This is a genomic window from Streptomyces sp. CT34 (genome assembly GCF_000805335.1).
Taxonomy (GTDB): domain Bacteria; phylum Actinomycetota; class Actinomycetes; order Streptomycetales; family Streptomycetaceae; genus Streptomyces.
In genome coordinates this window covers 1,221,656-1,245,251 of the sequence record NZ_KN708638.1, presented here as the reverse complement: position 1 = coordinate 1,245,251, position 23,596 = coordinate 1,221,656, and the positions used below count along the sequence as shown (strand labels likewise).

Genomic DNA, 23,596 nt, shown 5'->3' with positions numbered 1-23,596 from the left:
CGGTAGGGCGGCAGTCTCCGCATCAGGCGCCGGGGTCCGCGAAGGGGCCGCCGGCGGCGAAGGCCGACCCGGCGAAGCGTTCGCCGATGCGGCGGTGGGTGGCGGCGTCCGGGTGGAGCCCGTCGGGCAGCGGCAGTTCGGCGGCGTCGGCCGCGCCGTAGAGGTCGCGGCCGTCCAGGTAGTGCAGGTTCGGGTCCGCGGCCGACCGCTGTGCCACGATCCGGGCCAGCTCGTCCCGGATGACGCCCAGGGTCAGCTTCCCGCTCGCCCGCTCCGCCGGGTCGCCGGTGGCCCGGAACCGCAGCCGCCCCTTGTCGAGGGCGCCGAGGTCGGGGGCGCTGGGGCCGGGGGTGTCCTCGTGGATCGGGCACAGGATCGGCGAGACGACCAGCAGCGGCGCGGTGGGGTGGCCGTCGCGGAGGGTGTCGAGGAAACCGTGCACGGCCGGGGTGAAGGCGCGCAGCCGCATCAGGTCGGCGTTGACCAGGTTGATGCCGATCTTGACACTGATCAGGTCCGCGGGCGTGTCCCGCATGGCGCGGGCGGTGAACGGGTCGAGCAGGGCGCCGCCGCCCAGGCCCAGGTTGACCAGTTCCACGCCGCCGAGCGCGGCGGCCAGGGCGGGCCAGGTGCTCGTGGGGCCGGCCGCGTCGGAGCCGTGGCTGATCGAACTGCCGTGGTGCAGCCACACCTTGCGCCCCCGGTCCGGTGCCGGCTCGACGGGGGCGTCGGTGCGCAGCGCGACGAGCTCGGTGGTCTCGTTGTGCGGCAGCCAGATCTCGACGTCCTTGGCACCGGCGGCCAGACCGGTGAAGCGGACGGTCCCCACGGGGCCGGGCCGGTGCTCGGCCTGCCCGGTGGCCATGTCGACGGTCAGGGTGTTGCCGCCGGCCACACCGGACCGCCCGGTGAGACGGCCGTCGACGAGCAGGTCGTAGACACCGTCCGGGCGGGGCGGGACGCCCACGTAGACCCGCTTGGTGGGCAGCGTGTCCAGTTCGACGGCGGTCGCCCGGGTCCGGAAGACCAGCCGCACGCCGGAGGGCTGGGACTCGGCCATGGCGAGCTGTCCGTCGGCGCACTGGGCGCGGGCCCGGGCGGGCAGCCGGTGCGGCAGCAGGCCGTGCGCGGTGCGCTCCAGGTCGAGGGCGCCGCGCAGGAGGTCCGGGGTGAGGGGGGTGGTGATCCAGTCGTGCGTGGTGTGCATGGTCCCAGCCTGTTGATCAAGGTGTCGGAGGCCCGGCCGGCACGGAGGTGCGGTGCGGCGCGCCGGGGCCAGGGTAAGCAGGAACGGTGTGCGGACGTCGTCCTCCGTGCCGGCGTGCGCGGGCGCGTGCGAGGGGTGTCTTCGTCGCCCCTGGCACGCGCCCCTGTTTCCCGCCTAGAGCGACACCACCGACCGCAGCACCTCGCCGCGCTGCATCTTGCCGAAGGCCGCCTCGATGTCGTGGAGCGTGACGGTCTCGCTGACGAAGCGCTCCAGGTCGAGCTTGCCGCTCAGGAAGAGATCGATGAGGACGGGGAAGTCGCGGCTGGGCAGACAGTCGCCGTACCAGGACGACTTGAGCGCGCCGCCGCGCGAGAAGAGGTCGATGAGCGGCAGCTCGATGCGCATGTCCGGGTCCGGCACCCCGACCTGGACCAGCGTCCCGGCCAGATCGCGCATGTAGAACCCCTGCCGGTAGGTCTCCGGGCGCCCCACCGCGTCGATCACCACATCCGCGCCATGACCGCCCGTCAGCTGCCGTACCGCCTCGACCGGGTCCGTGCCGCGGGAGTTGACGGTGTCGGTGGCGCCGAACCGCTCGGCGGCGTCCAGCTTGCCGTCGTCCAGGTCGATGGCGATCACCCGGCGCGCACCGGCCCGCGAGGCGCCGGCGATTGCGGCGTTGCCGACGCCGCCGCAGCCGATGACGGCGACGGTGTCCCCGCTGCCCACGCCCCCCGTGTGCACGGCCGCGCCGTACCCGGCCATCACCCCGCACCCGATCAGCCCGGCCGCCTCCGGAGGCGCCGACGGATCCACCTTCACCGCCTGCCCGGCCGCGACCAGCGTCTTCTCCGCGAACGCGCCGATGCCCAGCGCCGGGCTGAGCGGGGTGCCGTCCGGAAGCGTCATCGGCTGCGCCGCGTTGCGCGAGGCGAAGCAGTACCACGGGCGCCCGCGCCGGCACGACCGGCACCGACCGCACGGCGCCCGCCAGGCCAGCACCACGTAATCCCCGGGCGCCAGTTCGGTGACCCCGTCGCCCACCGCCTCGATCAGCCCCGCCGCCTCGTGCCCCAGCAGGTACGGGAACGCGTCGCCGATCGCCCCCTCGCGGTAGTGCAGATCGGTATGGCACACCCCGCACGCCTGGACGGATACGAGCACCTCTCCCGGGCCGGGATCGGGCACGAGAATGGGCAGGACCTCGACGGGCGCGCCTCGTTTGACGGCGACGGCGGCGCGGGCTTCGTGCGGCATGTCTACTCCTCATACAGCGCCTGCGGCGGCGGCAGGGGCGGGGTGCGCATGGAGTTGGCACGGATGCCTGTGAGGGGTGGAGTCGGTGCACTGTGCGGAGAACGGGGCGCCGCCCGGCGGCACCACGCCGCCAGGCACCGGGTGTTGCTCATGGCGCGCGAAGTTGCGCCATAGGAGACATGCTGGAAGGCCGTCAGGGATCCGTCAAGGGGTGGCCGGCGCGCCCCCGTTCACCCCCCGTACCCCATACGCCGGGAGAGTTCGGCCGCCGCCTTCGCGGACCGCTCGGCGAGCTCCGGAAGCCGTTCGCGGGCCATCCGGTAGGCGGGCCCGGAGACGCCGATCGCCCCGATCACCGCGCCGTCGTACGCCCGTACCGGCGCCGCGACGGCGTTCAGGCCCTTCTCGAACTCCTCGTCGGTGCAGGCGAATCCGTCCTCGCGGGCGGCCGTCAGCTGCTCGCGCACGCCGGTGGCCGCGGTCAGGGTGTGCTCGGTGAACCGCGGCAGCTTCCGGCTGAGCAGGGCCTCCCGGCGCTCCCGCGGCAGATGCGCGAGCAGCACCTTGCCGCTGGCGGTGGCGTGCAACGGGGTACGGCGGCCCAGCCAGTTGAAGGCGGTGACCGCGGCGGCGCCCCTGGCCTGCATGATGTTGACCGCGGCATCGCCGTCCAGCACCGCGATGTTGGCGGTCTCGCCGGTCTCGTCGGCCAGCGCCCGGCAGATCGGCTGGCCCTCCTGCGAGATGTCCAGCCGGATCGCCGCGGCGCCGGCCAGCCGCAGCACCCCGGCGCCCAGGAAGTACTTCCCCCGCTCCTTCTCCTGCTCCACCAGTCCGCGGTTCTCCAGGACGCCCAGGATCCGGAAGGCGGTCGACTTGTGGACGCCCAACTCCTCGGCGATCCCGGTCACCCCGGCCTCGCCCAGCCGGGCCAGGCTCTCCAGTACGCTCACCGCGCGGTCCACGGACTGGACGGATCCCGCTCCGCCGCGCCGGTCCTCGGACCGCTCGTCCGCCGTGTCGGTCGTCTTCGCCATGGCTCTTTGCCTCACCACCCGTTGCCCCCGACGGGCACGCCTTCGGGACGCTCTCCGGGAAACCCTTGACGGCCCGCCCCCCGGCTTGGATTCTGTTGCGCATCGCGCGATGCGATGCGTGATTCACAACACCATGATACCGATCAGCGTGAGGGGGGCCAGATGATTCCCGTCTGCCGCATCGAGGACCTGCCCGTCGGCGAGTCCGTACGGATCGAGATCGACGAGGCCACGCCCGCGATCGCCGTCTTCCACACCGACACCGGCTTCTACGCCGTCGACGACACCTGCAGCCACCAGGACGCCTCGCTCTCCGAGGGCTGGGCGGAGGGCTGCTTCGTCGAATGCCCGCTGCACGCCGCGCTCTTCGACCTGCGCACCGGAGCGCCGACCTGCCTGCCCGCCCGCCGCCCCGTACGCACCCATGAGGTCAGCGTCCTGGACGGGATGGTCCATGTCCGGCCCGCCGTAAGGGAAGAGGCGGTGGCGTGACGATCGGCCGGCCGGGCGCCGGAGAACACCGCGGGGTCCGGCGCCCCGCCCGGGTGCGCGGCGCGGTCAGGCCGCGGCGCGGTCCGTGTGCCGCGTCCCCTCCGGCGGCTCCCGGCGCTCGTCGCGCCGGGACCGGCGGCGTTCCCGGCGCGGTTCCCTGGCCGTGCTGCTCGGCCGGGACTCCACGCCGTGGCGCTGCACCCAGACCTGGCGGGTCACCCACACATCCAGGACGGCCCAGGTCGCGACCACCGTGCTGGCGACGGTGCAGAGCACCGCGGGGAAGGCGAACCAGGAACCCGCGAGGGTGCACAGGAACGCCACCATGGCCTGGATCAGGGTGAGGGCGACGATGATGACGGCGCGCACCGCGGCCGTACGGACCGGGTCGGCCATCCGGCGCCGGGGCGCCGACTCCTCCTGCCACAAGGGACGCCTGCCGCCGTCCATCGCGTCACACTCCCCGCAGTCTGCCCGGCTGCCCGACTCCTCGGTGGCTGCCCGGATTTCACCGGATACATGCCACACGCACCGCCCCGCTGTCCAGTCCGCGTTCCCCCTCCCTCGTCACGCACCGGGGTGGTGCGGGGTTACCAGGGGTAGGTGGATTTCGGCCGTGCGCCGGGTGTCCATAGCCACACTCGCCGGGCGGGTCGGCCGGGCATCACCGGACAACTCGTGACGATCCCGCCCCGTTCGCGCCCCGCGCCGCCTCGCCGGGCCTTCGGATCGATCCCCCGTCAGTAGTAGGCTCGCGCCGCTGTTGACGGAACACCACCCCCGTGCGCCGGGGTTGACGTAGGGGAGGCCATGCGCTTTCGCGGGAAGTCGATCCGCCGGAAGATCGTGGCGCTGCTGCTCGTGCCGTTGGTGTCCCTGACGGCCATGTGGGGCATCACGACCTATGTCACCGGGCGCGAGGCCAACCAACTGCTCGATGTCGGCAACGTCGTCAAGAACCTGGGCTATCCCGTCGAGGACGTCGTCCAGGCCCTCCAGCGCGAACGCCGCCAGAGCCTGCTCTACCTCGCCGACCGCCGCGGCGCCAACGCGCTCCCCGAACTCCGCGGCCAGACCCGGTCCACCGACGACGCCGTCGACCGGCTCCGCGCCGACGTGGACACCCAGCACGTCCGCACGGATCTGAACGGTGACAACGCCGACCGGGTCGCCGGCCTCCTCAAGAGCCTGGACGGCCTGGACGCGCTGCGCGCCCAGGTCGAGGACAACAAGGTCTCCCGCGACGAGGCGATGGAGTCCTACGACGCCCTGGTCGACCCCTGCTACGACCTGCTCGCCGCGCTCCATGCCCTGGACAACGTCGAGATGGACAAGCAGGGCCGCGCGCTGGTCGACATCACCCGCGCCCGCGAGGCGTTCTCCCGCGAGGACGCGCTGATGTCCGCGGCGCTCACCTCCGGCAGCGTCACCAAGCGCGACCAGCGCGCGCTCTCCGACCGGGTCGCCGAACGCCGCATCCTCTACAGCACCACCCTGCCCCTGCTGCCCGCCACGGACCGCGCCCGGTACGAGGACTACTGGCACTCCGCCGGCGCCCGCGAACTGATCTCGTACGAGGACCGGGTGATCGCCGCCGACCCGGCCACCGCACCGCACGTGGTCAACGCCGATCGCTGGAACACCGCGGCGGAGAAGGTCGTCGGCGACCTCCAGCGGATGGGCAAGGAGGCCGGCGACCGCTACCAGCAGCGGGTCGCGCCGGTCGCCACCCGGATCGTCCTCAAGGCGGTCGCCACCGGCGTCCTCGGCTTCCTCGCACTGCTGGTCTCGATCGTGGTCTCCTTCCGGATCGGCCGCCGGCACGTCCGGGACCTGACCCGGCTCCGCAGGACCGCGCACGAGGTCTCCGGTGTGCGGCTGCCGAGCGTGATGCGCCGGCTGGCGGCCGGCGAGCAGGTCGACGTGGAAACCGAGGCGCCCCGGCTGGAGTTCGGCCCGGACGAGACCGGGCAGGTCGGCCAGGCGCTCAACACCCTTCAGCGGGCGGCCGTCGAGGCCGCCGTCAAACAGGCTGACATGCGCCGCGGCGTCTCCGAGGTGTTCGTCAACCTCGCCCGCCGCAGCCAGGTCCTGCTGCACCGTCAGCTGACCCTCCTGGACGCCATGGAGCGGCGCACCGAGGACACCGACGAACTCGCCGACCTCTTCCGGCTCGACCACCTGACCACCCGTATGCGGCGGCACGCGGAGGGCCTGGTCATCCTCTCCGGCGCCGCCCCCTCCCGGCAGTGGCGCAAGCCGATCCAGCTGATGGACGTGGTGCGCGCGGCGGTCGCCGAGGTCGAGGACTACGAGCGCATCGAGGTGCGCCGGCTGCCGCGGCTCGCGGTGGACGGCACCGCGGTCTCCGACCTGACGCACCTGATCGCCGAACTCCTGGAGAACGCCACCGTCTTCTCGCCGCCGCACACCGCCGTACAGGTACTGGGCGAGCGGGTCGCCAACGGCTTCACCCTGGAGATCCACGACCGCGGTCTGGGCATGGCCCCCGACCTCCTGCTGGACGCCAACCTCCGGCTCGCCGAGACCCCCGAGTTCGCACTGTCCGACACCGACCGGCTCGGCCTGTTCGTGGTCAGCCGGCTCGCCCAGCGGCAGGGCGTACGGGTCTCCCTCCAGCCCTCGCCGTACGGCGGCACCACCGCCGTGGTCCTCATCCCGGGCGCGATCCTCACCGAGACGGCGGAGGGCGCCCGCGACGACGCGCCGGCCGCGGTGGACGAACCGGCCGGGGACGGTCAACGGGACCGCGCGGACGGCATGTTGGCCGCCCTCGCCCAGGTTCCGGTGCCGCTCCCGCGGCGCCCGAAGCGCGGGGCCATCGACGGGCCGGTCGAACTGGAGGCACCGCTCGGCGCCGACGAGTCGGACCCCGCCGACGAGGAGGACACCGTCTTCCGCGGCCGGGAACGGGACCGCGGCCGGGAACGGGACCGTCGCGGCAGCCGGGGGCCGGCCGCCGCCCCCAAGACCGCCCCGTCCGTCTCCCGCGTCCCCTCGGGCGAGCAGCACCAGCAGGCCCGCGACCAGGCCCCCCCCGGCGGGCTCGCCCCGCTGCCGCGCCGCCCGCGCCCCCCGGTCCTGGTCTCCGATCACGGCCGTACGGTCGACGACCCGGAGGACCGCGGCACGACCCACGGGACGGCGGAAGGCAAGGCACAGGGCGAGCGGGCGGACGGACCGGGCAGGCGTACGCCCGAGGCGGCGGCCGAGCGGCCTGAGCCCGCGGACCGTCCGGAGCCCGCGGACCGTCGGGAGCCCGCGGACCGTCCGGAGCGCACGGACCGTCCGGAGCGTCCCGGCCGCGCCGAGCGCCCCGCCGGCGGTACACCGTCCCCCGCGCCCGGTGCCGAGGAACCCGACGGCACGCCCGCTCCGCCCGCCACCACCCCCAAGGGCCTGCCCCGGCGGGTCCGCCAGGCCAGTCTGGCCCCGCAGCTCAGGGCCGCCCCCGCCCGGGCCCCCGGGACGGCCCGGCCGGCCCCGCCGCCGGCGGACGACCGCGACGCCGAGGAGGTCCGGGCCCGGATGGCCTCCCTCCAGCGCGGCTGGCAGCGCGGTCGCCGGGACCACGGCGAGGCCCCGCAGACCCCCACACCCCCGGACGCCGGCGACGCTGACGCCGCCACCGGGGGCAACACAGCACCACCACGAACCACATCGGGAGAGGACGGTCCATGACCGCACCGAAGGCAGCTTCCAGCGCAGCGTTCTCGGCGCAGGGATCCGGAGAGCTGAACTGGCTCCTGGACGAACTGGTCGAGCGGGTCGGCAGCATCCGCAAGGCACTGGTCCTCTCCAGCGACGGACTGCCCACCGGCGCCTCCAAGGACCTGACCCGCGAGGACGGTGAGCACCTGGCCGCCGTCGCCTCCGGCTTCCACAGCCTGGCCAAGGGCGTCGGCCGGCACTTCGACGCCGGCCGGGTCCGCCAGACGCTGGTCGAGCTGGACGGCGCGTTCCTCTTCGTCAGCGCGGCCGGCGACGGCAGCTGTCTGGCGGTGCTGGCCGACGCCGACTCCGACGTCGGGCTGATCGCCTACGAGATGACGCTGCTGGTCAAGCGCGTCGGTACGCACCTGGGCACCGCGCCCCGGGCCGGACAGGCCGGCTGAGCGCGACTACGGTGATGCCATGACCGACCAGGACGGCCCAGCCGTACCGGGAGGGGGCGCGGCCCGTTGGTTCGACGACGACGCGGGCCCCGTCGTCCGGCCGTACGCGATGACGCGTGGGCGCACCCGTACGGCGGCCGAGGGGCGGCTGGACCTGATCGCGCAGGTGGTCGCCGAGAGCCGCGCCGAGGAGCCCATCGCGGACCAGACGCTCTCCCCGGAGCATGTCGACATCGTCGGGCTGTGCCGCACCTCGCCGCTCTCGGTCGCCGAGCTGGCGGCCGAGCTGGATCTGCCGGTGGGCGTGGTCCGGGTCCTGATCGGCGATCTGCTGGACGCCGGGCTGGTCCGCGTCAGCCGCCCGGTACCGCCGGCCGAGCTGCCGGACGAGCAGGTGCTGCGCGAGGTGATCGACGGCCTGCGCGCGTTATGACGCGCCGCGTATCGGCATGACCGTGCCGCCCACCCGGGCTCTCCGGGCGGGCGGCACGGTGCGTTACGGGCCCTGGCCGGAGCTGTTGAGCATTGCTCAACACCGCAGTACGGTGTTGTCGAGCGGCTGTCAACAGCGCGGAAAGGAGCTCACCGCCATGGTCACGGACGCGACATCCACCCTCGCCGGGGACCTGCACCCCTTCGAGCGGCTGACGATCGCCGTCGGCCCGCACACCCATGACGCCCTGGCCTGCGGACCGGCCGACGGCCAGCTGGTCCTGCTGCTGCACGGCTGGCCCGAGTTCGCCGACTCCTGGAGCGCCGTACTGCCCGCCCTGGGCGCGGCCGGCTACCGCGCGGTCGCGGTCGACCAGCGCGGCTACGCCCCGGGCGCCCGCCCGCCGCGGATCGCCGACTACGCCGTCCCCGAACTCGTCGCCGACGCCCTCGCGTTCGCCGACGCGCAGGGCGCGGACCGCTTCCACCTGGTCGCGCACGACTGGGGCGGCATCGTCGCCTGGGCGCTGGCCGGCGCCCACCCCGAGCGGCTGAAGTCCCTGACCGTGCTGGCCACTCCGCACCCCGAAGCGCTCAACCGCGCCGCCGCCGGGGACCCCGACCAGCACCACCGGCTCGACTACGTCCGCTTCTTCCGCCGCGAGACCGGCATCGCCGAGGCCGCGCTGCTGGCCGACGAGGCCGCCCGGCTGCGGGCCGTCTACGGCGGCAAGGTCCCCGCCGAGCTGGTCGACGGCAATGTCCGCCGGCTGGCCGAACCGGGCGCGCTGACCGCGACGTTGAACTGGTACCGCGCCCCCGAGTCGGTCATCTCGGTACCCGCCGGGCGGATCGCCGTGCCCACCCTCTTCCTCTGGGGCAGCGAGGACATCGCCCTGGGGCGCACCGCCGCCGAGGCGACGGGGGAGTGGGTCGAGGGCCCGTACCGCTTCGAGGCGCTGGACGGTGTCGGTCACTGGCTGCCGGAAGAGGCGCCCGACCTGGTCACCCCCAGGATCCTGGACCACCTCGGTACCCACCGGCGGGGCTGAGATGGCCGACCGGCGGGTCACCCGGCTCACCCCCGACCAGCGCCGCGCGCAACTGGTGTCCATCGGGCTGGAGTTGCTCGCCGAACGCTCCCTGGACGAGCTGTCCACCGACGAGGTCGCCCGCCGGGCCGGCATCTCCCGCGGACTGCTCTTCCACTACTTCGACTCCAAGCGCGACTTCTACCGCGCGGTGGTCCGGGCCGCCTGCGACCGCTTCGCCGCCGCGACCGCGCCGGACGACGCGCTGGAGCCGGTCGCCTGGATGCGGGCCTTCATCGCGGGCTTCGTGGACCACGTACTGGAGCACCGCCAGGTCTATCTCGCCCTCGTCCGGGGCGCGGCCGGCAGCCATCCCGCGGTGACCGACATCCTCGGCGGGACCCGCGAGACGCTGGCCCGCCGGGTACGCGACGCCCGCCGGCGGCTCGGTGCGCCGGACGCCCCGCGGGCCGAGCCGGCGTCCCGCGCCTGGATGGCGTTCGCCGAGGAGGCGGTGGTCACCTGGCCGGTCGGGGAGGAGGGCGCCCGCGACGAGCTGTGCCGGTTCATCGAGGCCAGCTTCGTGAGCCTGCTGGGGCTGCTCGAACGGCCCGAGCTGCTCGGCCCGGAGAGCTGACCGCCGGCCCGATCGGCCGCCGGGCCGGTCCTTTTGAGCCGGTTGGCGGCCTTGGCCCGCCGCGTCCCCGCGACGAGGCCCGCCCTCAAGTGGGCGCCGTGCCCGGCACGTTGTACGGTGCACTGGCAGCCGCCGGACCGCGGCGCAGCAGCGTGAGCTCCCGCGCGTTCCACCCGCATTCACGGCAATCCAGGAGAAGAATCCCATGGTCTTCGGGCGTTCTGAGCGCCGCCGCCGGTCCGCCCCGGCCGAGCCGGTGACGCTGAAGATCCTCGTGGCGGGCGGCTTCGGAGTCGGCAAGACCACCCTGGTGGGCGCCGTCAGCGAGATCAGACCGCTGCGTACGGAAGAGCGGCTGACCGAGGCCGGCCGCCCGGTCGACGATCTGGAGGGGGTGGAGGGCAAGTCCACCACCACCGTCGCCATGGACTTCGGGCGGATCACCGTCCACGACGAACTGGTCCTCTATCTCTTCGGCACCCCGGGACAGGACCGCTTCTGGTTCCTGTGGGACGAACTGGCCCGCGGCGCGCTCGGCGCGGTCGTCCTCGCCGACACCCGCCGGCTGGCCGACAGCTTCGCCTCCATCGACTACTTCGAGCGCCGCGGACTGCCCTTCACCGTCGCGGTCAACTGCTTCGACGGCGCCGACCGTTACCCCGTCGAGACCGTCCAGGACGCCCTGGATCTCGACCCCGAAGTGCCGGTGATGCTCTGCGACGCCCGGGAGCGGGAGTCTGCACGGGACGTGCTGATCGCCGTCGTCGAGCACGCCATGCGGCGCGGCGCCCAGCGGCGCGAGCCCGCCCTTCCCTGACCGGCGCCCGCCCGCCGGCGCCGCCCAGGCCCGCGCTTCCCTGACAGGGCGCGGAAGTACGGCCCGTACCCCGCCGCCCGGGGTACGGGCCGTACGTCTGTGGGGCGCCGGCGCAGGCCCGTCTAGCCTTGCGCCGCGCCGTCCTCCGCCAGCCAGCCGAAGCTCCGCTCCACCGCCCTGCGCCAGTTGCCGTACTCGCGCTCCCGGGCGTCGGCCGCCAGCCGCGGTGTCCACTCCCGGTCGCGCTGCCAGTGCGACCGCAGCTCGTCGAGGTCCTGCCAGACGCCGGTGGCGAGCCCGGCAGCGTAGGCGGCGCCCAGGCACGTCGTCTCCGAGATCACCGGGCGGATCACCGGAACCCCCAGCACATCCGCCTGATGCTGCATCAGCAGGCTGTTGGCGGTCATCCCGCCGTCGACCTTGAGCCGGGTGATCGGCACCCCCGAGTCCTGGAACATCGCGTCCACCACCTCACGGGTCTGCCAGCTCGTCGCCTCCAGCACGGCCCGCGCCAGATGGGCCTTGGTGACGAAGCCGGTCAGACCGGTGATCACACCGCGTGCGTCGGACCGCCAGTACGGGGCGAACAGCCCGGAGAACGCCGGTACGACATGGCCCCCGCCGTTGTCCGGGACGCTCGCGGCCAGCGGCTCGATCTCGTCCGCGGACGCGATGATTCCGAGCTGGTCGCGGAACCACTGCACCAGCGCGCCCGTGATGGCGATCGAGCCCTCCAGACAGTAGACCGGCGCCTCACCGCCGAGCTGGTAGCCCAAGGTCGTCAGCAGCCCGTTCTTGGACGGCACCGGGCGGTCGCCGGTGTTCAGCAGCAGGAACGAGCCGGTGCCGTAGGTGTTCTTGGCCTCGCCGACGCCGTAGCAGGTCTGCCCGAACACCGCCGCCTGCTGGTCGCCCAGCGCCGACGCCACCGGCACCCCCTGCAACTGCCCCACGGCCGTCCCGTAGACCTCGGCCGACGGCCTGATCTCCGGGAGCATCGCCTCCGGCACCCGCATCGCCGACAGGATCGCCGGGTCCCACTGGAGGGTGGCGAGGTTCATCAGCATCGTGCGGCCGGCGTTGGTCACGTCCGTGACGTGCACCCCGCCGTCGGTGCCGCCGGTCAGATTCCAGATCAGCCAGGAGTCGATGGTCCCGAACGCGATCTCGCCCCGCTCGGCGCGGGCCCGCAGCCCCGGCACCTCGTCCAGCAGCCAGGCCGCCTTCGGCCCGGAGAAGTAGCTGGCCAGGGGCAGCCCGGTGGCCTCCCGGAAGCGGTCCTGCCCGTCCGCACCGCCCAGTTCCGCGCAGAGCGGGCCGGTCCGGGTGTCCTGCCAGACGATCGCGTGGTGCACCGGTCTGCCGGTGGCCCGGTCCCACAGCACCGTGGTCTCCCGCTGGTTGGTGATGCCCAGCGCGCTGAGCTGGTCCGCACGCAGCCCCGCCCTGGTCAGCGCGCCCGCCACCACGGCCTGCACCTTCGACCAGATCTCGGCGGCATCGTGCTCCACCCAGCCCGGCCGGGGAAAGATCTGACGGTGCTCACGCCGGTCGACGGCGACGATCGCCCCGGCGTGGTTGAAGATGATGCAGCGGCTCGACGTGGTGCCCTGGTCGATCGCGGCGACGTACTTTGCGGCCTTCCCGCTCTTCGGGGTCTGCTCCGTCATACCGTCACGTCTCCTGACGTCCTGGACCGAACTGCGTACGGGATGTTCCATGGCCGGCACATTCAGAACACGGCCGTGTAGACCAGCCCCGACAGCACCGCGCCGATCAGCGGCCCGGCCACCGGGATCCATGCGTAACTCCAGTCGGAGGAGCCCTTGTTGGGGATCGGCAGCACGGCGTGCGCGATCCGCGGGCCGAGGTCGCGGGCCGGGTTGATGGCGTAGCCGGTCGGCCCGCCGAGCGACAGCCCGATGCCGACCACCAGCAGCGCGACCAGCAGCACATTGATCCCGGAACCGTAGACGCCCGCCCGGGCCCCCGGCACCTGGCCGATACCGATCCCCTTGTTCCGACCGAAGAACAGCAGCGGCAGCACCAGCCCGGTGGTGGCGATGACCTCGGTCACCAGATTGGCGACCGGCCGGCGGATCTCCGGGGCGGTGGCGAAGACCCCCAGCGTCGGCTGCGGGGCCTGACCGGACCGCCCGTCGTTGGCGGCGAACTGCGCGTAGTACAGCGCCCAGGCCAGCACGGCACCGATCAGCGCCCCGGCCAGCTGCGCCAGGACGTACAGCGGCACCTTCGACCAGGGCGTGCCGCCGGCCACCGCCGAGCCGAGCGTCACCGCCGGATTCAGGTGCCCGCCGGACAACGGCGCCGAGGTGTACGCCCCGGCCAGTACGCCCATGCCCCAGCCGAACGCGATCACCACCCAGCCCGCGCCCCGTGCCTTCGAGTGGTGGAGGGTGACGGCGGCACACACCCCGGCCCCGAACAGGACCAGCAGCGCGGTACCGATCACCTCACCCACGACGATGTCCCCATTGGCATACATGGCGGCTCCTCGGCCCTCGCCCGGGGAGGTCCCCGGTCCTCCGTGCAGGGTGCGTGCCACGCCTGAGTACGGCGGTGCCGACTGGCATCCGGCGACCGGCACCCGGAAGTGTTCACCGCGGGTGTGGGAGCGTCAAGGTCGCCTGCATCCAAGGCGGTTGAGTCGGCACGGCGGCGGCCGGGTCACCCGCGGCTCCTGGCGCCCTCCTGCCCGGCCGGCTCGCCGGGCCCGTCCGGGGCGGGTGCTGCCCCGAGGTGCTCGGCCTCCGGCACCGGCTCTGCCGCCTCCAGCACCTCTGCCGCCTCCAGCACCTCTGCCGCCTCCGGCACCGGCTCCGCCGCCTCCGGCACCGGCTCCGCCGCCCCGCGCCGGACCTCCGTATGCTCCGTGCCCGGCCGTCCCAGCACCCAACTCGCCCCGGGCAGCGCCTTCGCGGCCTTCTTCAGCGGCGCCAGCGCGGCTGCCGCCGCACCGTGGCCGATGACGCTGCCGGGCGGGCACACCACCGTCGCCAGCGACAGCGTCACCGGCATCTCACCCGCCGACCAGCCCACGTCCAGCAGCGCCCCGGCGAACGGCTCCAGGCCGTCCGGGTCGGCCAGCACCAGGAAGTCGTCGCCGCCGATGTGCCCCACCCGGGCGGTCGGTTCGCCCTCCGCGACCTCCGCGAGGGTACGGCCCACGGAGCGGATCAGCTCGTCGCCGGCCGCGAACCCGGCACCGTCGTTGACCTGCTTGAACCCGTCCACGTCCAGCCAACTCAGCGCGAACTCGCGGCCCTCGGCGATCCGCCGGTCCACCTCGGCGTTGACCGCGTCCGAACCGGGCAGCCTGGTCAGCGGGTTGAGCCGCGCCGCCTCCTCCACCCGGCTCTCGGCCAGCGCCCGCAGGATGTCCGCGAGATGCACCACGCCCATGCACCGGCCGCGCTCGTCCACCACCGCCACATCGTCCCCGGTACGGTCCCGGTCCCCGTCGGCGATCATGTCCAGCACCTGCCAGGCGGTGGCATCCGCGCCCACCGTCCGCGGCCGGTCGGCCAGCCGCAGCGCCGGCCGGTCCGCGTACAGCGCGTGCCCGTACCGCCCGGAGAGCGAGAGCAGGAACCGGTCCCGGTCGATCGCCCGCACCGGCACCCCGTCGCTGTCCACCAGCAGCACCCCGGACACCTCCGGGAAGCCGGTCAGATGGCTGCGGACCGCGCCCGCCGACACCGACATCGGCAGCAGCGCGGCGGGTTGCAGGAACTGGGCGACCGGCGGACCCGACGGCGGGCGGTAGGGCGCCCCCCGGCCGCTCGCCGGCGGCGGATGCGCGACCGGCAGATACACCTCGGCAGCGGCCCGCCGCGCCGGCGGCGCGAACAGATGCCCCTGCGCCAGCTGCACCCCGGCCTCCCGCACCGCCGCGTACTGCCGCTCGGTCTCCACCCCCTCGATGGCCAGCAGCCCGCCCAACCGCTCGCACAGCTGCCGCATCGCGGCCACCGCGGCCTGCCGCCCCGGGTCGCTGTCCAGCCGCGCGCACAGCGACGCGTCGAGTTTGACGATGTCCGGCGTGAGATCGCCCAGCAGTCGCAGCGGCAGATCACCGTCCCCCACGCCGTCCGCACAGATCCGGTAGCCCTCGTCGCGCAGCTCCGCCACCGCGTCCAGCAGCGGCCGGTGCCGGACCCGGGTGAACGGTCCGACGAGATCGAGGGTGATCTCCCAGGGCCTCCGACCCGCCTCGTGCACCGCCTTGCCGAGCGACGTCAGCCCCGGCCGCTCCGCGACGGTCTCCGCGAACACGTTGACGTGCAGCGGCAGCAGGGTCTCCTGCCGCGCCGCGGACCGTACCGCGAGCGCCGCCAGTTCGGCGTCCAGATCGGGGCAGCGGCGCGCACAGCTCAGCACGTCGACGTCGCTGTCCTCGGGGCGGGCGAGGGTCTCCAGCGCGGCGACCGAGCCGGTCGCGAGATTCACCACGGGCTGGAAAGCGAAACGAAGCTGGTCCGTCCAGGGAGGCACGGGAGCAGCATGCCGCCCCTCCCCAGCCAACTAACCTTCGTTTACGCACTGTTCACACACCCTTCCGGAGCGTACGGCTGCTCGGCGCAAGGACCACACGAAACGGGCCGGAACTCCCCGCTGATATCCGGCGCGTGCAGCCGCACACCGGACGAGGAGCAACGCCGAACCGTGCCGGGAGATCCTCTGATGCCCCGTCATTTACCCGCATTCGACGGGAACTTGGCGCTCCTCGGCGGTATCCGTGCGGCTGCCGTGCCGGTCCGCCGTCGACTCCACCGCGACCAGGTGGTCCGGCTGCCCCCGAACCGCGTGCCGAAGCCGGTGGACGCCGCCGATCCCTCTTGCTATGTTGTTCTCGCTCCGAGAAAGACTCAACCTGAGAACAACACTGTGAGGCAACACTCGGAGCGATGACCGACGACGACCGGAAGGGGGGACGGGGTGTGACCACGCACCATCGGCGCACCGCGGACGGCGCCGCGGCGGACGACTCGGCCGCACGCGACGAGGCGGCCTTCCTCGCCGCCTACGACCCGCACGCCTTCCCCGCCATCGCGGTGACCGTCGACATCGTCGCGCTGACGCTGCGCGGCGGCGCGCTGCACATCCTGCTCGTCGAGCGCGGCGGCCCCCCGTTCCGGGGCGCCTGGGCGCTGCCCGGCGGCTTCGTACGCGCCGGCCAGGAGTCCCTGGACGAGGCCGCCGCCCGCGAACTCGCCGAGGAGACCGGGCTGGACGCCGCCCTGCTGGAGCGCGTCCACCTCGAACAGCTCGGCTCCTACGGCGACCCCGGCCGCGACCCGAGGATGCCCGTGGTCACCGTCGCCTACCTCGCCTTCGCGCCCGACCTCCCCGAGGCGCGGGGCGGCGGCGACGCCTCGGCCGCGGCCTGGATCCCGGTCGCCGACCTGGCAGCCGATCCAGGGGGCACCGCCGCACCGGAGCGCGGCACCGAACCGGACGCGGCCCGGCGGCGTCCCCAAGAACAGGGCCCGGGGCACGGGATCGACGGGGGTGATTCCGAGCCCCGGCCCGCACCGCTCCCGCTCGCCTTCGACCACCCGCGCATCGTCGCCGACGCACTCGACCGCGCCCGCGCGAAAATCGAGTACACCCCGCTGGCCACCGCGTTTCTCGCCGAGGAATTCACCATCGTCGAACTCCGCGGCGTCTATGAATCCATCTGGGGCAGCCCGCTGCACGCCGGGAACTTCCACCGCAAGGTGCTCTCCGTCCCCGGATTCGTCGAACCCCCCGGCCCCCCCGCCGCGCGCGGCGGAGCCCGCGGCGGCCCCCGCGCCCGCCTCTACCGCGCGGGGGCCGCCCGGCTGCTGCACCCGGCGCTGCTCCGCCCCGCGGCCTCTCAGTCGGCTACCAGCGAGCCCCACGACACCGGAAAGTCGAAATAGGTGTCCGGGAACGTCTCCGGCGTAAAGGTGTAGTGCCACCATTCGTCCGCGTAATTCACGAACCCGGCCCGCTCCAGCCCCTTCCTCAGCAGCAGCCGATTCGCCAACTGCCGCCCCCTGACCCGCGGATCGAGGGGGTGCGCCAGCGTGTCGAAGCAGTCGAAGCCGGTCCCCATGTCCAGCGAATTGTCCGGGAACCGGCGCGCCTTGGGGCCGTAGCACGACGTCAGCGGCTCGCCCGGCACATACGGCCGGGTCGGCACCGCCGGCAGCCGCACCAACGTCAGATCGACCGTACTGCCCCTGCTGTGCCCGGACTTCTCCGCGATATAGCCGTCCCGGAACAGCGTCGACTTGTCCACCCGGGGATAGAACTCCGCCTTCATCCGCTGATCGGCCAACTCCTTCGACCAGGCCACGAAGTGGTTCACGGCGCGCTGCGGCCGGTAGCAGTCATAGACCTTGAGGGAGTATCCGCGCCGCAGGAACGAGAGCTGCGCCCGGTGCAGTGCCCGCGCCGCGTCCCGCGTCAGAATGCACATCGGCTCGCGATATCCGTTCACCGGCACCCCGGTGAAATTGTGCGGGGTGGCATAGCGGATCTCCTGGATGATCGTGGGGTCGACGGCGCGCAGCGCCACGAACTCCCTTGGCGCCTTGGGGCCGTCGGCCACTCCGTGGCCCGCCGGCGACGACGGCGCCGGGTGGACGGCGGTGCCCGCCACGGCGCTCGACGGCAGGGCGGTGACGGTCATCAGGGCGGCGGCAGCGGCGGCCAGGCCGCGCAGCGCGGCAGCTAATCTCGGCATGGCCCCCGTCTACCAGGCGCCGCGGACCCTAGGGAAGTCCCCGCACCCGCACCGGGTACCCCGCCGGCCCGCCGCCCCGCCGCTCGACGACCACCCGTCCCCCCTCCAGGCGCGTGGTGAAGCGCTCCACCGCCGGCCGCCGCCAGCCGTCCCCGGCATCCGGCACCACCAGCCCGCCACCGGTACGCCCGGCCACCGGCGCCCACACCTCCAGCTCCGTCGCCCCGTCCGCGCCCGCCACCGGCAGCACCGCACCGGCCCGCGCCAGCACCGGAATACGGGACAGCGGCGCCTCCACCCACACTCGCCCCGGCCCCTCGTGGGCCTGCCCGGTCGCGGTGTCGTACCACCGGCCGCGCGGCAGCCGCACCGCCCGCCGGGTCGCCCCCGCCTCCAGCACCGGCGCCACCAGCAGCGCATCCCCCAGCAGAAACGCGTCCTCGCAGTCCCGCAGCGCCCGGTCCCGCGGCGCGCTCCACCACAGCGGACGTACGTACGGGGCCCCGGACAGCCGGGCCCACTGACCCAGCGTCACGAAGTACGGCAGCAGCCGCTCCCGCTCCCGCAGCGCCGCACGGGCGTGCTCCAGGACCTCGCTCCCGTACTCCCACGGCTCCCGCCGCCCCGCCCGGAGCGCCGAGTGGGTACGGAACAGCGGCAGATACGCCCCCAGTTGGAACCACCGCAGATACAGCTCCTCCGAGGGCACCGCCGAGAACCCGCCCACATCCGGCCCGTTGTACGGCACCCCGCACAGCCCCAGCCCCAGCACCAGCGACAACGACGCCCGCAGCCCCGGCCAGCCGGTCGCCACATCCCCCGACCAGGTGCCCCCGTACCGCTGCAACCCCGCCCAGCCCGACCGGGAGAACAGGAACGGCCGCTCCCCGGGCCGCAGTTCGCACAGCCCCTCGAAGCCCGCCTGCGCCATCGCCAGCCCGTAGACGTTGTGTGCCTCCCGGTGGTCACCGCCCCGGCCCTCCATGTCGTGCCGCGCCGAACGGGGCAGCGTCGGCTCCCCGAAGGCCGCGAACGACACCGGCTCGTTCATGTCGTGCCACACCCCGGCGAACCCCTGCGCCAGCCGCTCCGCGTACAGCGCGCCCCACCACTTGCGCACCCGCGCGTCGGTGAAATCCGGGAACACCGACTCACCCGGCCACACCACACCGCGCACCTCCCGCCCCCGCGCGTCCCGTACGAACGCGTCCGCGGCGGCCCCGCTCTCGTACACCGCGTTCCCCGGCTCCGCCTTCACCGCCGGATCCACGATCGACACCAGCCGCACGCCCTGCTCGCGCAACTCCCGTGCCAGGCCCGGCAGATCGGGGAACCGCTCCCGGTCGACGGTGAAGACCCGGTGCCCGTCGTAGTGGTCGATGTCCAGATGGACCGCCGACAGCGGCAGCCCCCGCTCCCGGTAGCCCGCCACCACCCGGCGCACCTCCTCCGCACTCCCGAACCCCCACCGGGAGTGCTGATGGCCCAGCGCCCAGCGGGGCGGCAGCGCCGGCGCACCGGTCAGCGCCGTCCACCCCAGCAGCACCCGGGCCGGCGTCCCCGCCAGCACCCAGTAGCGCAGCGGCCCGCCGTCCATCCGCAGCTCACAGATGCCCGGCCGGTCATGGCCCGAGCCCGCGCCCTCCACCCCTTCGCGCAGCGTCACCCGGCCGTCCCACGAATTGTCGTGGAACACCAGATGCGTCCCCGCGTCCGCCACGACCAGCTGCACCGGCATCGTCAGATACAGCGGATCGTCCCCCGGACCGAACGCGCCGCCCGGATCGGTGTTCCACAGGCGGTACACCCCGTCCCGCAGCCGCGGTCCGCCCGCCCGGCCGCCCAGCCCGAAGAACCGCGCATCGGCCGCCACCTCCGACCGCTGCACCCACCGCGACTCCACCATCCCCTCGGGCCGGCCGCCACCCTCCGGCGCCGCACTCTCCCGCCCACCCGGCGCCGCCCCCTTCCGCCCTGCCGTCTCCGTACGGTCCCACCAGCGCGGCGGCAGCTCCCGCCGCAGCACCGCGCCACCGGGCGTCCGCACCTCGACCGCGCCGAACCGGGACACCGCCACCAGCACCCGCTCCGAGACGACCCGCCAGCCGCCCCCGGTATCCGGTTCCAGCACCGCCCGCGCATCCACCTCCGGGCACGCCCCGGCCAGCGCGTAGGAGGGCTCCGGCCCGGCCCCGTCCCAGCCGCAGAACACCGCACCGCCCGACGCGACCCGCACCCGCAGCGACGACCGCGCGAAACGGATCACCCCGCCACCCGGCTGGGGCTCGGCCCCGCGCGCCTCACCGGGAACCCGCGCCCGCTCCGCGACCCGCCGCGGCAGCGCCAGCGCGTCCGCCCTGCGCCGGCGCCACGCCGTACGCATGGCCCGGAGCCCCTGCGCCGGCCCGACCGCCCTGACCATCCGTACCGACCGCACCAGATCACGCCCGTCCATGCCGGTCAGCCTGCCATCGACGACCCCCGGTGCGGGAACCGTTCAACTGCCGTTCACCTGCGCGGGGTCACGCTCGGCCACCTTCAGGCCCGGGCATCACCCGCCACTGGCCGGAACCGGCCTCCCGGGACCGTCCGCGGCCCCCGTGGGCGGCCTTCACACATCCGCCACCCCGAGGGTGCGCGGGTCCACCGATGTGGGGTCCACCCTGGTGCACAAGTCGATCACGTGGCATGGTCCAGGCAAGCCATGCCGCGCGCGCCCGCCCACCCGCTGGGCACGGGGAACCCCCGGCCACCGCGCGCGACCGACGCCGACCACGCGTACCGCCCAGGAGCCGCAACATGACCACCGCACCGCACTCCGCCGACCGGCCGGAACCCCTCTGGCAGCCCGGCCCGGACCGGATCGCCGGCGCACAGGTCACCCGCTTCCACACCTGGGCCGCCGCACACCACGGCGCACCCGCCCCCGTACCCGGTGACCCCGCCGCCGACTACGCGGCCCTGCACCGCTGGTCGGTGGACCGGCTCCCCGACTTCTGGCGGGCCACCGCCGAATGGTTCGACGTCCGCTTCACCACCCCCTACGACACCGTCCTCGCCGACCGCACCATGCCCGGCGCCCGCTGGTTCCCCGGCGCCACCCTCAACTACGCGGAACACGCCCTGCGCGCCGCCGAGGACCCGGACCGCGCCGGGCGCCCCGCCCTGCTCCACGTGGACGAGACCCACGAACCCACCACCGTCACCTGGGCCGAACTGCGCGCCCAGGTCGCCTCGCTGGCCGCCGGACTCCGCCGCCTCGGCGTCCGCCCCGGCGACCGCGTCAGCGGCTACCTCCCCAACATCCCGCAGGCCGTCGTCGCCCTCCTGGCCACCGCCGCGGTCGGCGGCGTCTGGACCTCCTGCGCCCCCGACTTCGGCGCCCGCAGCGTCCTGGACCGCTTCCAGCAGGTCGAACCGGTCGTCCTGTTCACCGTGGACGGCTACCGCTACGGCGGCAAGGAGCACGACCGCCGCGCCACCGTCACCGAACTCCGCGCGGAACTCCCCACCTTGCGCGCCGTCGTCCACATCCCCCTGCTCGGCACCCCCGCCCCCGAAGGATCCCTGAACTGGTCCGACCTGACCACGAACGACACCGAGCCGGTCTTCGAACCGGTCCCGTTCGACCACCCGCTGTGGGTCCTGTACTCCTCCGGCACCACCGGGCTCCCCAAGGCGATCGTCCAGTCCCAGGGCGGCATCCTGCTCGAACACCTCAAGCAGACCGGCCTGCACTGCGACCTCGGCCCCGACGACCGGTTCTTCTGGTACACCTCCACCGGCTGGATGATGTGGAACTTCCTCGTCGGCGGCCTCCTCGTGGGCGCCACGATCGTCCTCTACGACGGCAGCCCCGGACACCCCGACATCGCCGCCCAGTGGCGGGTCGCCGCCACCACCCGCGCCACCTTCTTCGGCACCTCCGCCGCCTACGTCATGGCCTGCCGCAAGGCCGGCATCCACCCGGCCCGCGACCTCGACCTGTCCGCCGTCAGCTGCGTCGCCACCACCGGCTCCCCGCTCCCGCCCGACGGGTTCCGCTGGCTGCACGACAGCTTCGCGGAGAGCGGCGCCGACCTCTGGGTCGCCTCCGTCAGCGGCGGCACCGACGTGTGCAGCTGCTTCGCCGGCGCCGTCCCCACCCTCCCCGTCCACATCGGCGAGCTCCAGGCCGCCTGCCTCGGCACCGACCTCCAGGCATGGGACCCCCAGGGCAGGCCCGTCGTCGACGAGGTCGGCGAACTGGTCGTCACCAACCCCATGCCGTCCATGCCCACCCGCTTCTGGAACGATCCCGACGGCGTCCGCTACCACGACAGCTACTTCGACATGTACCCCGGCGTCTGGCGGCACGGCGACTGGATCACCCTCACCCCCCGGGGCAGCGTCGTCATCCACGGCCGCTCCGACTCCACCCTCAACCGCCAGGGCGTCCGGATGGGATCCGCCGACATCTACGAAGCCGTCGAGCGCCTCCCCGAGATCCGCGAATCCCTCGTCATCGGCCTCGAACTCCCCGACGGTGGCTACTGGATGCCCCTTTTCGTCCACCTCGCCCCCGGTGCCACCCTGGACGACGCCCTGCGCGACCGCATCAAGCGCACCATCCGCGAACAGCTCTCGCCCCGCCACGTCCCCGACGACATCATCGAGGCCCCCGGCGTCCCGCACACCCTCACCGGCAAGCGCATCGAGGTCCCCGTCAAACGCCTCCTCCAGGGCACCCCCCTCGAAAAGGCCGTCAACCCCGGCTCCGTCGACAACCTCGAACTCCTCCGCTTCTACGAGCGGATCGCCGCCGACCGGACCCACGCAAAGTAACCAGCCCGGCGCCGGTCTACCGCTCCGACCAGCGAAGACCGGCGCCGGACCGGCATTGTCAGACCCTCCGATTACTCTCGGTGACAAGTGACGTTCGACCGACGCACCTCACCGAGGGGGAGCCATGACACGCAGCAACCGTCCCGCGCAGCAGACCGCCGCCGGCCGCACACTCCGCCGCGAAGTCCCCAGCACCGCCGCCGTGTTGGCCGACGAACGGGACTTCGCGGCCATGCGCCGCTACCGCACCTTCCCGTTCGACGACCACCACAGCTACCTCCAGCAGATGGAAACCCTGCTGCACACCCTCGCCTCCCAGGGCGTGCACACCACCCTCAGCCTCTTCGACCCCACCGCCTACGAGAACTACTGCGCCGAACACGCCCTCGCCCCGGACCACCCCGACAGCCGCACCCGTTACACCGCCGCCCTCGCCTGCACCGGCGCCACCGTGCCCTACGAAGGCCAACCGCTCGCCCAGCTCCTCCCGTTACTCCGCGAAGAAGCCGCCCGCCAGGATTCCTGGGAGCGCGCCACCGCCCTGCTGGCCCGCGCCGGCCGCTGCGAGGAGTGCGGCGAGGACCGCACCCCGGCCGCCCTCGCCCGCGCCACCCAGACCCTGCGGCAACTCCTCGAAGCCCTCGGCGCGGGCACCCACCACCTCGTCTGCTCCGTCCCGGTCGGCACCCCTTCCCTCTCCGCCGAGCTGTACGCCACCGCGGCCCCCGACGGCAGCCCACCCCAGCTCACCGAATCCCAGACCGTCCTCTTCTGCACGGTCCTCGCCGTCGGCTGCGCCCTGCGCACCCCCGGCGCCATCGTCTGCCGCACCACGACCGAACCCGCCGGCACCACCGGCACCGCCCGCATCACCGTCCGCGGCTGGCGCCTCAAGGACGCCTGGCCGCACGCCCTCGGCGCCGCCGAGATCTTCAACGCCTACTGCACCGACGACACCGGCCACCCCATCCCACCCGAGCACCGCGT

General features: G+C 73.8%; 19 protein-coding genes. 10 read left to right on the top strand and 9 right to left on the bottom strand.

Going from position 1 to position 23,596, the window contains the following annotated elements; genetic code table 11:
* Nucleotides 1-22 precede the first annotated feature (22 nt).
* The 3 genes from RZ84_RS05605 to RZ84_RS05595 all read right to left on the bottom strand — a co-directional run bounded on the left by RZ84_RS05605 (nt 23) and on the right by RZ84_RS05595 (nt 3,504).
* Nucleotides 23-1,207, bottom strand: a complete 1,185-nt coding sequence (locus RZ84_RS05605; RefSeq protein ID WP_043263333.1) for a GDSL-type esterase/lipase family protein — start codon at nt 1,205-1,207, stop codon at nt 23-25.
* A 174-nt stretch (nt 1,208-1,381) separates the two neighbouring features.
* Complete coding sequence (locus RZ84_RS05600; RefSeq protein WP_043263332.1) at nt 1,382-2,467, bottom strand: S-(hydroxymethyl)mycothiol dehydrogenase; 1,086 nt, start codon at nt 2,465-2,467, stop codon at nt 1,382-1,384.
* 230 nt (nt 2,468-2,697) lie between these two features.
* Nucleotides 2,698-3,504 (bottom strand): IclR family transcriptional regulator, encoded by an 807-nt coding sequence (locus tag RZ84_RS05595; RefSeq protein WP_043263331.1) that lies wholly within the window; start codon nt 3,502-3,504, stop codon nt 2,698-2,700.
* Between the two features lie 162 nt (nt 3,505-3,666).
* Between RZ84_RS05595 and RZ84_RS05590 the strand changes: the two genes are divergently transcribed.
* The gene (locus RZ84_RS05590; protein ID WP_043263330.1) at nt 3,667-3,996 is read left to right on the top strand and encodes a bifunctional 3-phenylpropionate/cinnamic acid dioxygenase ferredoxin subunit; all 330 of its coding nucleotides are present in this window, start codon (nt 3,667-3,669) and stop codon (nt 3,994-3,996) included.
* A 66-nt stretch (nt 3,997-4,062) separates the two neighbouring features.
* Here the strand turns inward: RZ84_RS05590 and RZ84_RS05585 are convergent, their stop codons facing one another.
* Nucleotides 4,063-4,446 carry a hypothetical protein gene (locus tag RZ84_RS05585; protein ID WP_043263329.1) on the bottom strand — a complete coding sequence of 128 codons (384 nt, stop codon included), beginning with the start codon at nt 4,444-4,446 and terminating at the stop codon, nt 4,063-4,065.
* A gap of 360 nt (nt 4,447-4,806) precedes the next feature.
* On the opposite strand from RZ84_RS05585, the gene RZ84_RS05580 reads away from it, so the two are divergent.
* From RZ84_RS05580 to RZ84_RS05555, 6 genes are all read left to right on the top strand, one after another.
* Nucleotides 4,807-7,698, top strand: coding sequence for a sensor histidine kinase (locus tag RZ84_RS05580; protein ID WP_043263328.1), 2,892 nt, complete (start codon nt 4,807-4,809; stop codon nt 7,696-7,698).
* Nucleotides 7,695-8,132, top strand: coding sequence for a roadblock/LC7 domain-containing protein (locus tag RZ84_RS05575; protein WP_043263327.1), 438 nt, complete (start codon nt 7,695-7,697; stop codon nt 8,130-8,132). The genes RZ84_RS05580 and RZ84_RS05575 overlap by 4 nt, the downstream gene beginning before the upstream one ends.
* A 19-nt stretch (nt 8,133-8,151) precedes the next feature.
* Entirely contained in the window at nt 8,152-8,565 is a 414-nt protein-coding gene (locus RZ84_RS05570; RefSeq protein WP_043263326.1) for a DUF742 domain-containing protein, read from the top strand.
* Between the two features lie 157 nt (nt 8,566-8,722).
* A complete protein-coding gene (locus RZ84_RS05565) occupies nt 8,723-9,616 on the top strand; it encodes an alpha/beta fold hydrolase (protein WP_052229794.1) in 894 nt (297 codons plus the stop codon).
* Nucleotide 9,617: 1 nt separating this feature from the next.
* Entirely contained in the window at nt 9,618-10,232 is a 615-nt protein-coding gene (locus RZ84_RS05560) for a TetR/AcrR family transcriptional regulator (protein WP_043263325.1), read from the top strand.
* Between the two features lie 205 nt (nt 10,233-10,437).
* Nucleotides 10,438-11,049 (top strand): GTP-binding protein, encoded by a 612-nt coding sequence (locus RZ84_RS05555; RefSeq protein WP_043263324.1) that lies wholly within the window; start codon nt 10,438-10,440, stop codon nt 11,047-11,049.
* 122 nt (nt 11,050-11,171) lie between these two features.
* Here the strand turns inward: RZ84_RS05555 and glpK are convergent, their stop codons facing one another.
* From glpK to RZ84_RS05540, 3 genes are all read right to left on the bottom strand, one after another.
* Nucleotides 11,172-12,719: a glycerol kinase GlpK gene (gene glpK / locus RZ84_RS05550; RefSeq protein ID WP_052229793.1), complete on the bottom strand. Its 1,548-nt coding sequence runs from the start codon at nt 12,717-12,719 to the stop codon at nt 11,172-11,174.
* Nucleotides 12,720-12,781: 62 nt separating this feature from the next.
* A complete protein-coding gene (locus tag RZ84_RS05545) occupies nt 12,782-13,555 on the bottom strand; it encodes an MIP/aquaporin family protein (RefSeq protein ID WP_043263323.1) in 774 nt (257 codons plus the stop codon).
* Between the two features lie 182 nt (nt 13,556-13,737).
* Nucleotides 13,738-15,564, bottom strand: coding sequence for a bifunctional diguanylate cyclase/phosphodiesterase (locus tag RZ84_RS05540; RefSeq protein WP_078893606.1), 1,827 nt, complete (start codon nt 15,562-15,564; stop codon nt 13,738-13,740).
* 413 nt (nt 15,565-15,977) lie between these two features.
* Here RZ84_RS05540 and RZ84_RS05535 point away from each other — a divergent pair, with 413 nt between their 5' ends.
* Entirely contained in the window at nt 15,978-16,976 is a 999-nt protein-coding gene (locus RZ84_RS05535) for an NUDIX hydrolase (protein WP_078893605.1), read from the top strand.
* Here the strand turns inward: RZ84_RS05535 and RZ84_RS05530 are convergent.
* Together RZ84_RS05530 and RZ84_RS05525 are read right to left on the bottom strand one after the other, a co-directional pair.
* Nucleotides 16,931-17,785, bottom strand: coding sequence for a M15 family metallopeptidase (locus RZ84_RS05530; RefSeq protein WP_043263322.1), 855 nt, complete (start codon nt 17,783-17,785; stop codon nt 16,931-16,933). The genes RZ84_RS05535 and RZ84_RS05530 overlap by 46 nt on opposite strands.
* Nucleotides 17,786-17,813: 28 nt before the next feature.
* Nucleotides 17,814-20,240: a glycoside hydrolase family 31 protein gene (locus RZ84_RS05525; protein WP_043263321.1), complete on the bottom strand. Its 2,427-nt coding sequence runs from the start codon at nt 20,238-20,240 to the stop codon at nt 17,814-17,816.
* 344 nt (nt 20,241-20,584) lie between these two features.
* On the opposite strand from RZ84_RS05525, the gene RZ84_RS05520 reads away from it, so the two are divergent.
* Nucleotides 20,585-22,609, top strand: a complete 2,025-nt coding sequence (locus tag RZ84_RS05520; RefSeq protein WP_043263320.1) for an acetoacetate--CoA ligase — start codon at nt 20,585-20,587, stop codon at nt 22,607-22,609.
* Nucleotides 22,610-22,733: 124 nt separating this feature from the next.
* A partial coding sequence (locus RZ84_RS39540; RefSeq protein ID WP_107068237.1) for a hypothetical protein occupies nt 22,734-23,596 on the top strand: 863 nt, incomplete at its 3' end.

What these genes read in the sequence shown, in the direction of transcription:
- RZ84_RS05520 (WP_043263320.1), top strand. Translation starts at nt 20,585, where the DNA reads ATGACCACCGCACCGCACTCCGCCGACCGGCCGGAACCCCTCTGGCAG.
- RZ84_RS05545 (WP_043263323.1), bottom strand. Translation starts at nt 13,555, where the DNA reads ATGTATGCCAATGGGGACATCGTCGTGGGTGAGGTGATCGGTACCGCG.
- RZ84_RS05570 (WP_043263326.1), top strand. Translation starts at nt 8,152, where the DNA reads ATGACCGACCAGGACGGCCCAGCCGTACCGGGAGGGGGCGCGGCCCGT.
- RZ84_RS05525 (WP_043263321.1), bottom strand. Translation starts at nt 20,240, where the DNA reads ATGGACGGGCGTGATCTGGTGCGGTCGGTACGGATGGTCAGGGCGGTC.
- RZ84_RS05590 (WP_043263330.1), top strand. Translation starts at nt 3,667, where the DNA reads ATGATTCCCGTCTGCCGCATCGAGGACCTGCCCGTCGGCGAGTCCGTA.
- RZ84_RS05560 (WP_043263325.1), top strand. Translation starts at nt 9,618, where the DNA reads ATGGCCGACCGGCGGGTCACCCGGCTCACCCCCGACCAGCGCCGCGCG.
- RZ84_RS05605 (WP_043263333.1), bottom strand. Translation starts at nt 1,207, where the DNA reads ATGCACACCACGCACGACTGGATCACCACCCCCCTCACCCCGGACCTC.
- RZ84_RS05580 (WP_043263328.1), top strand. Translation starts at nt 4,807, where the DNA reads ATGCGCTTTCGCGGGAAGTCGATCCGCCGGAAGATCGTGGCGCTGCTG.
- RZ84_RS05565 (WP_052229794.1), top strand. Translation starts at nt 8,723, where the DNA reads ATGGTCACGGACGCGACATCCACCCTCGCCGGGGACCTGCACCCCTTC.
- RZ84_RS05535 (WP_078893605.1), top strand. Translation starts at nt 15,978, where the DNA reads ATGACCGACGACGACCGGAAGGGGGGACGGGGTGTGACCACGCACCAT.
- glpK (WP_052229793.1), bottom strand. Translation starts at nt 12,719, where the DNA reads ATGACGGAGCAGACCCCGAAGAGCGGGAAGGCCGCAAAGTACGTCGCC.
- RZ84_RS05555 (WP_043263324.1), top strand. Translation starts at nt 10,438, where the DNA reads ATGGTCTTCGGGCGTTCTGAGCGCCGCCGCCGGTCCGCCCCGGCCGAG.
- RZ84_RS05600 (WP_043263332.1), bottom strand. Translation starts at nt 2,467, where the DNA reads ATGCCGCACGAAGCCCGCGCCGCCGTCGCCGTCAAACGAGGCGCGCCC.
- RZ84_RS05595 (WP_043263331.1), bottom strand. Translation starts at nt 3,504, where the DNA reads ATGGCGAAGACGACCGACACGGCGGACGAGCGGTCCGAGGACCGGCGC.
- RZ84_RS05575 (WP_043263327.1), top strand. Translation starts at nt 7,695, where the DNA reads ATGACCGCACCGAAGGCAGCTTCCAGCGCAGCGTTCTCGGCGCAGGGA.
- RZ84_RS05585 (WP_043263329.1), bottom strand. Translation starts at nt 4,446, where the DNA reads ATGGACGGCGGCAGGCGTCCCTTGTGGCAGGAGGAGTCGGCGCCCCGG.
- RZ84_RS05530 (WP_043263322.1), bottom strand. Translation starts at nt 17,785, where the DNA reads ATGCCGAGATTAGCTGCCGCGCTGCGCGGCCTGGCCGCCGCTGCCGCC.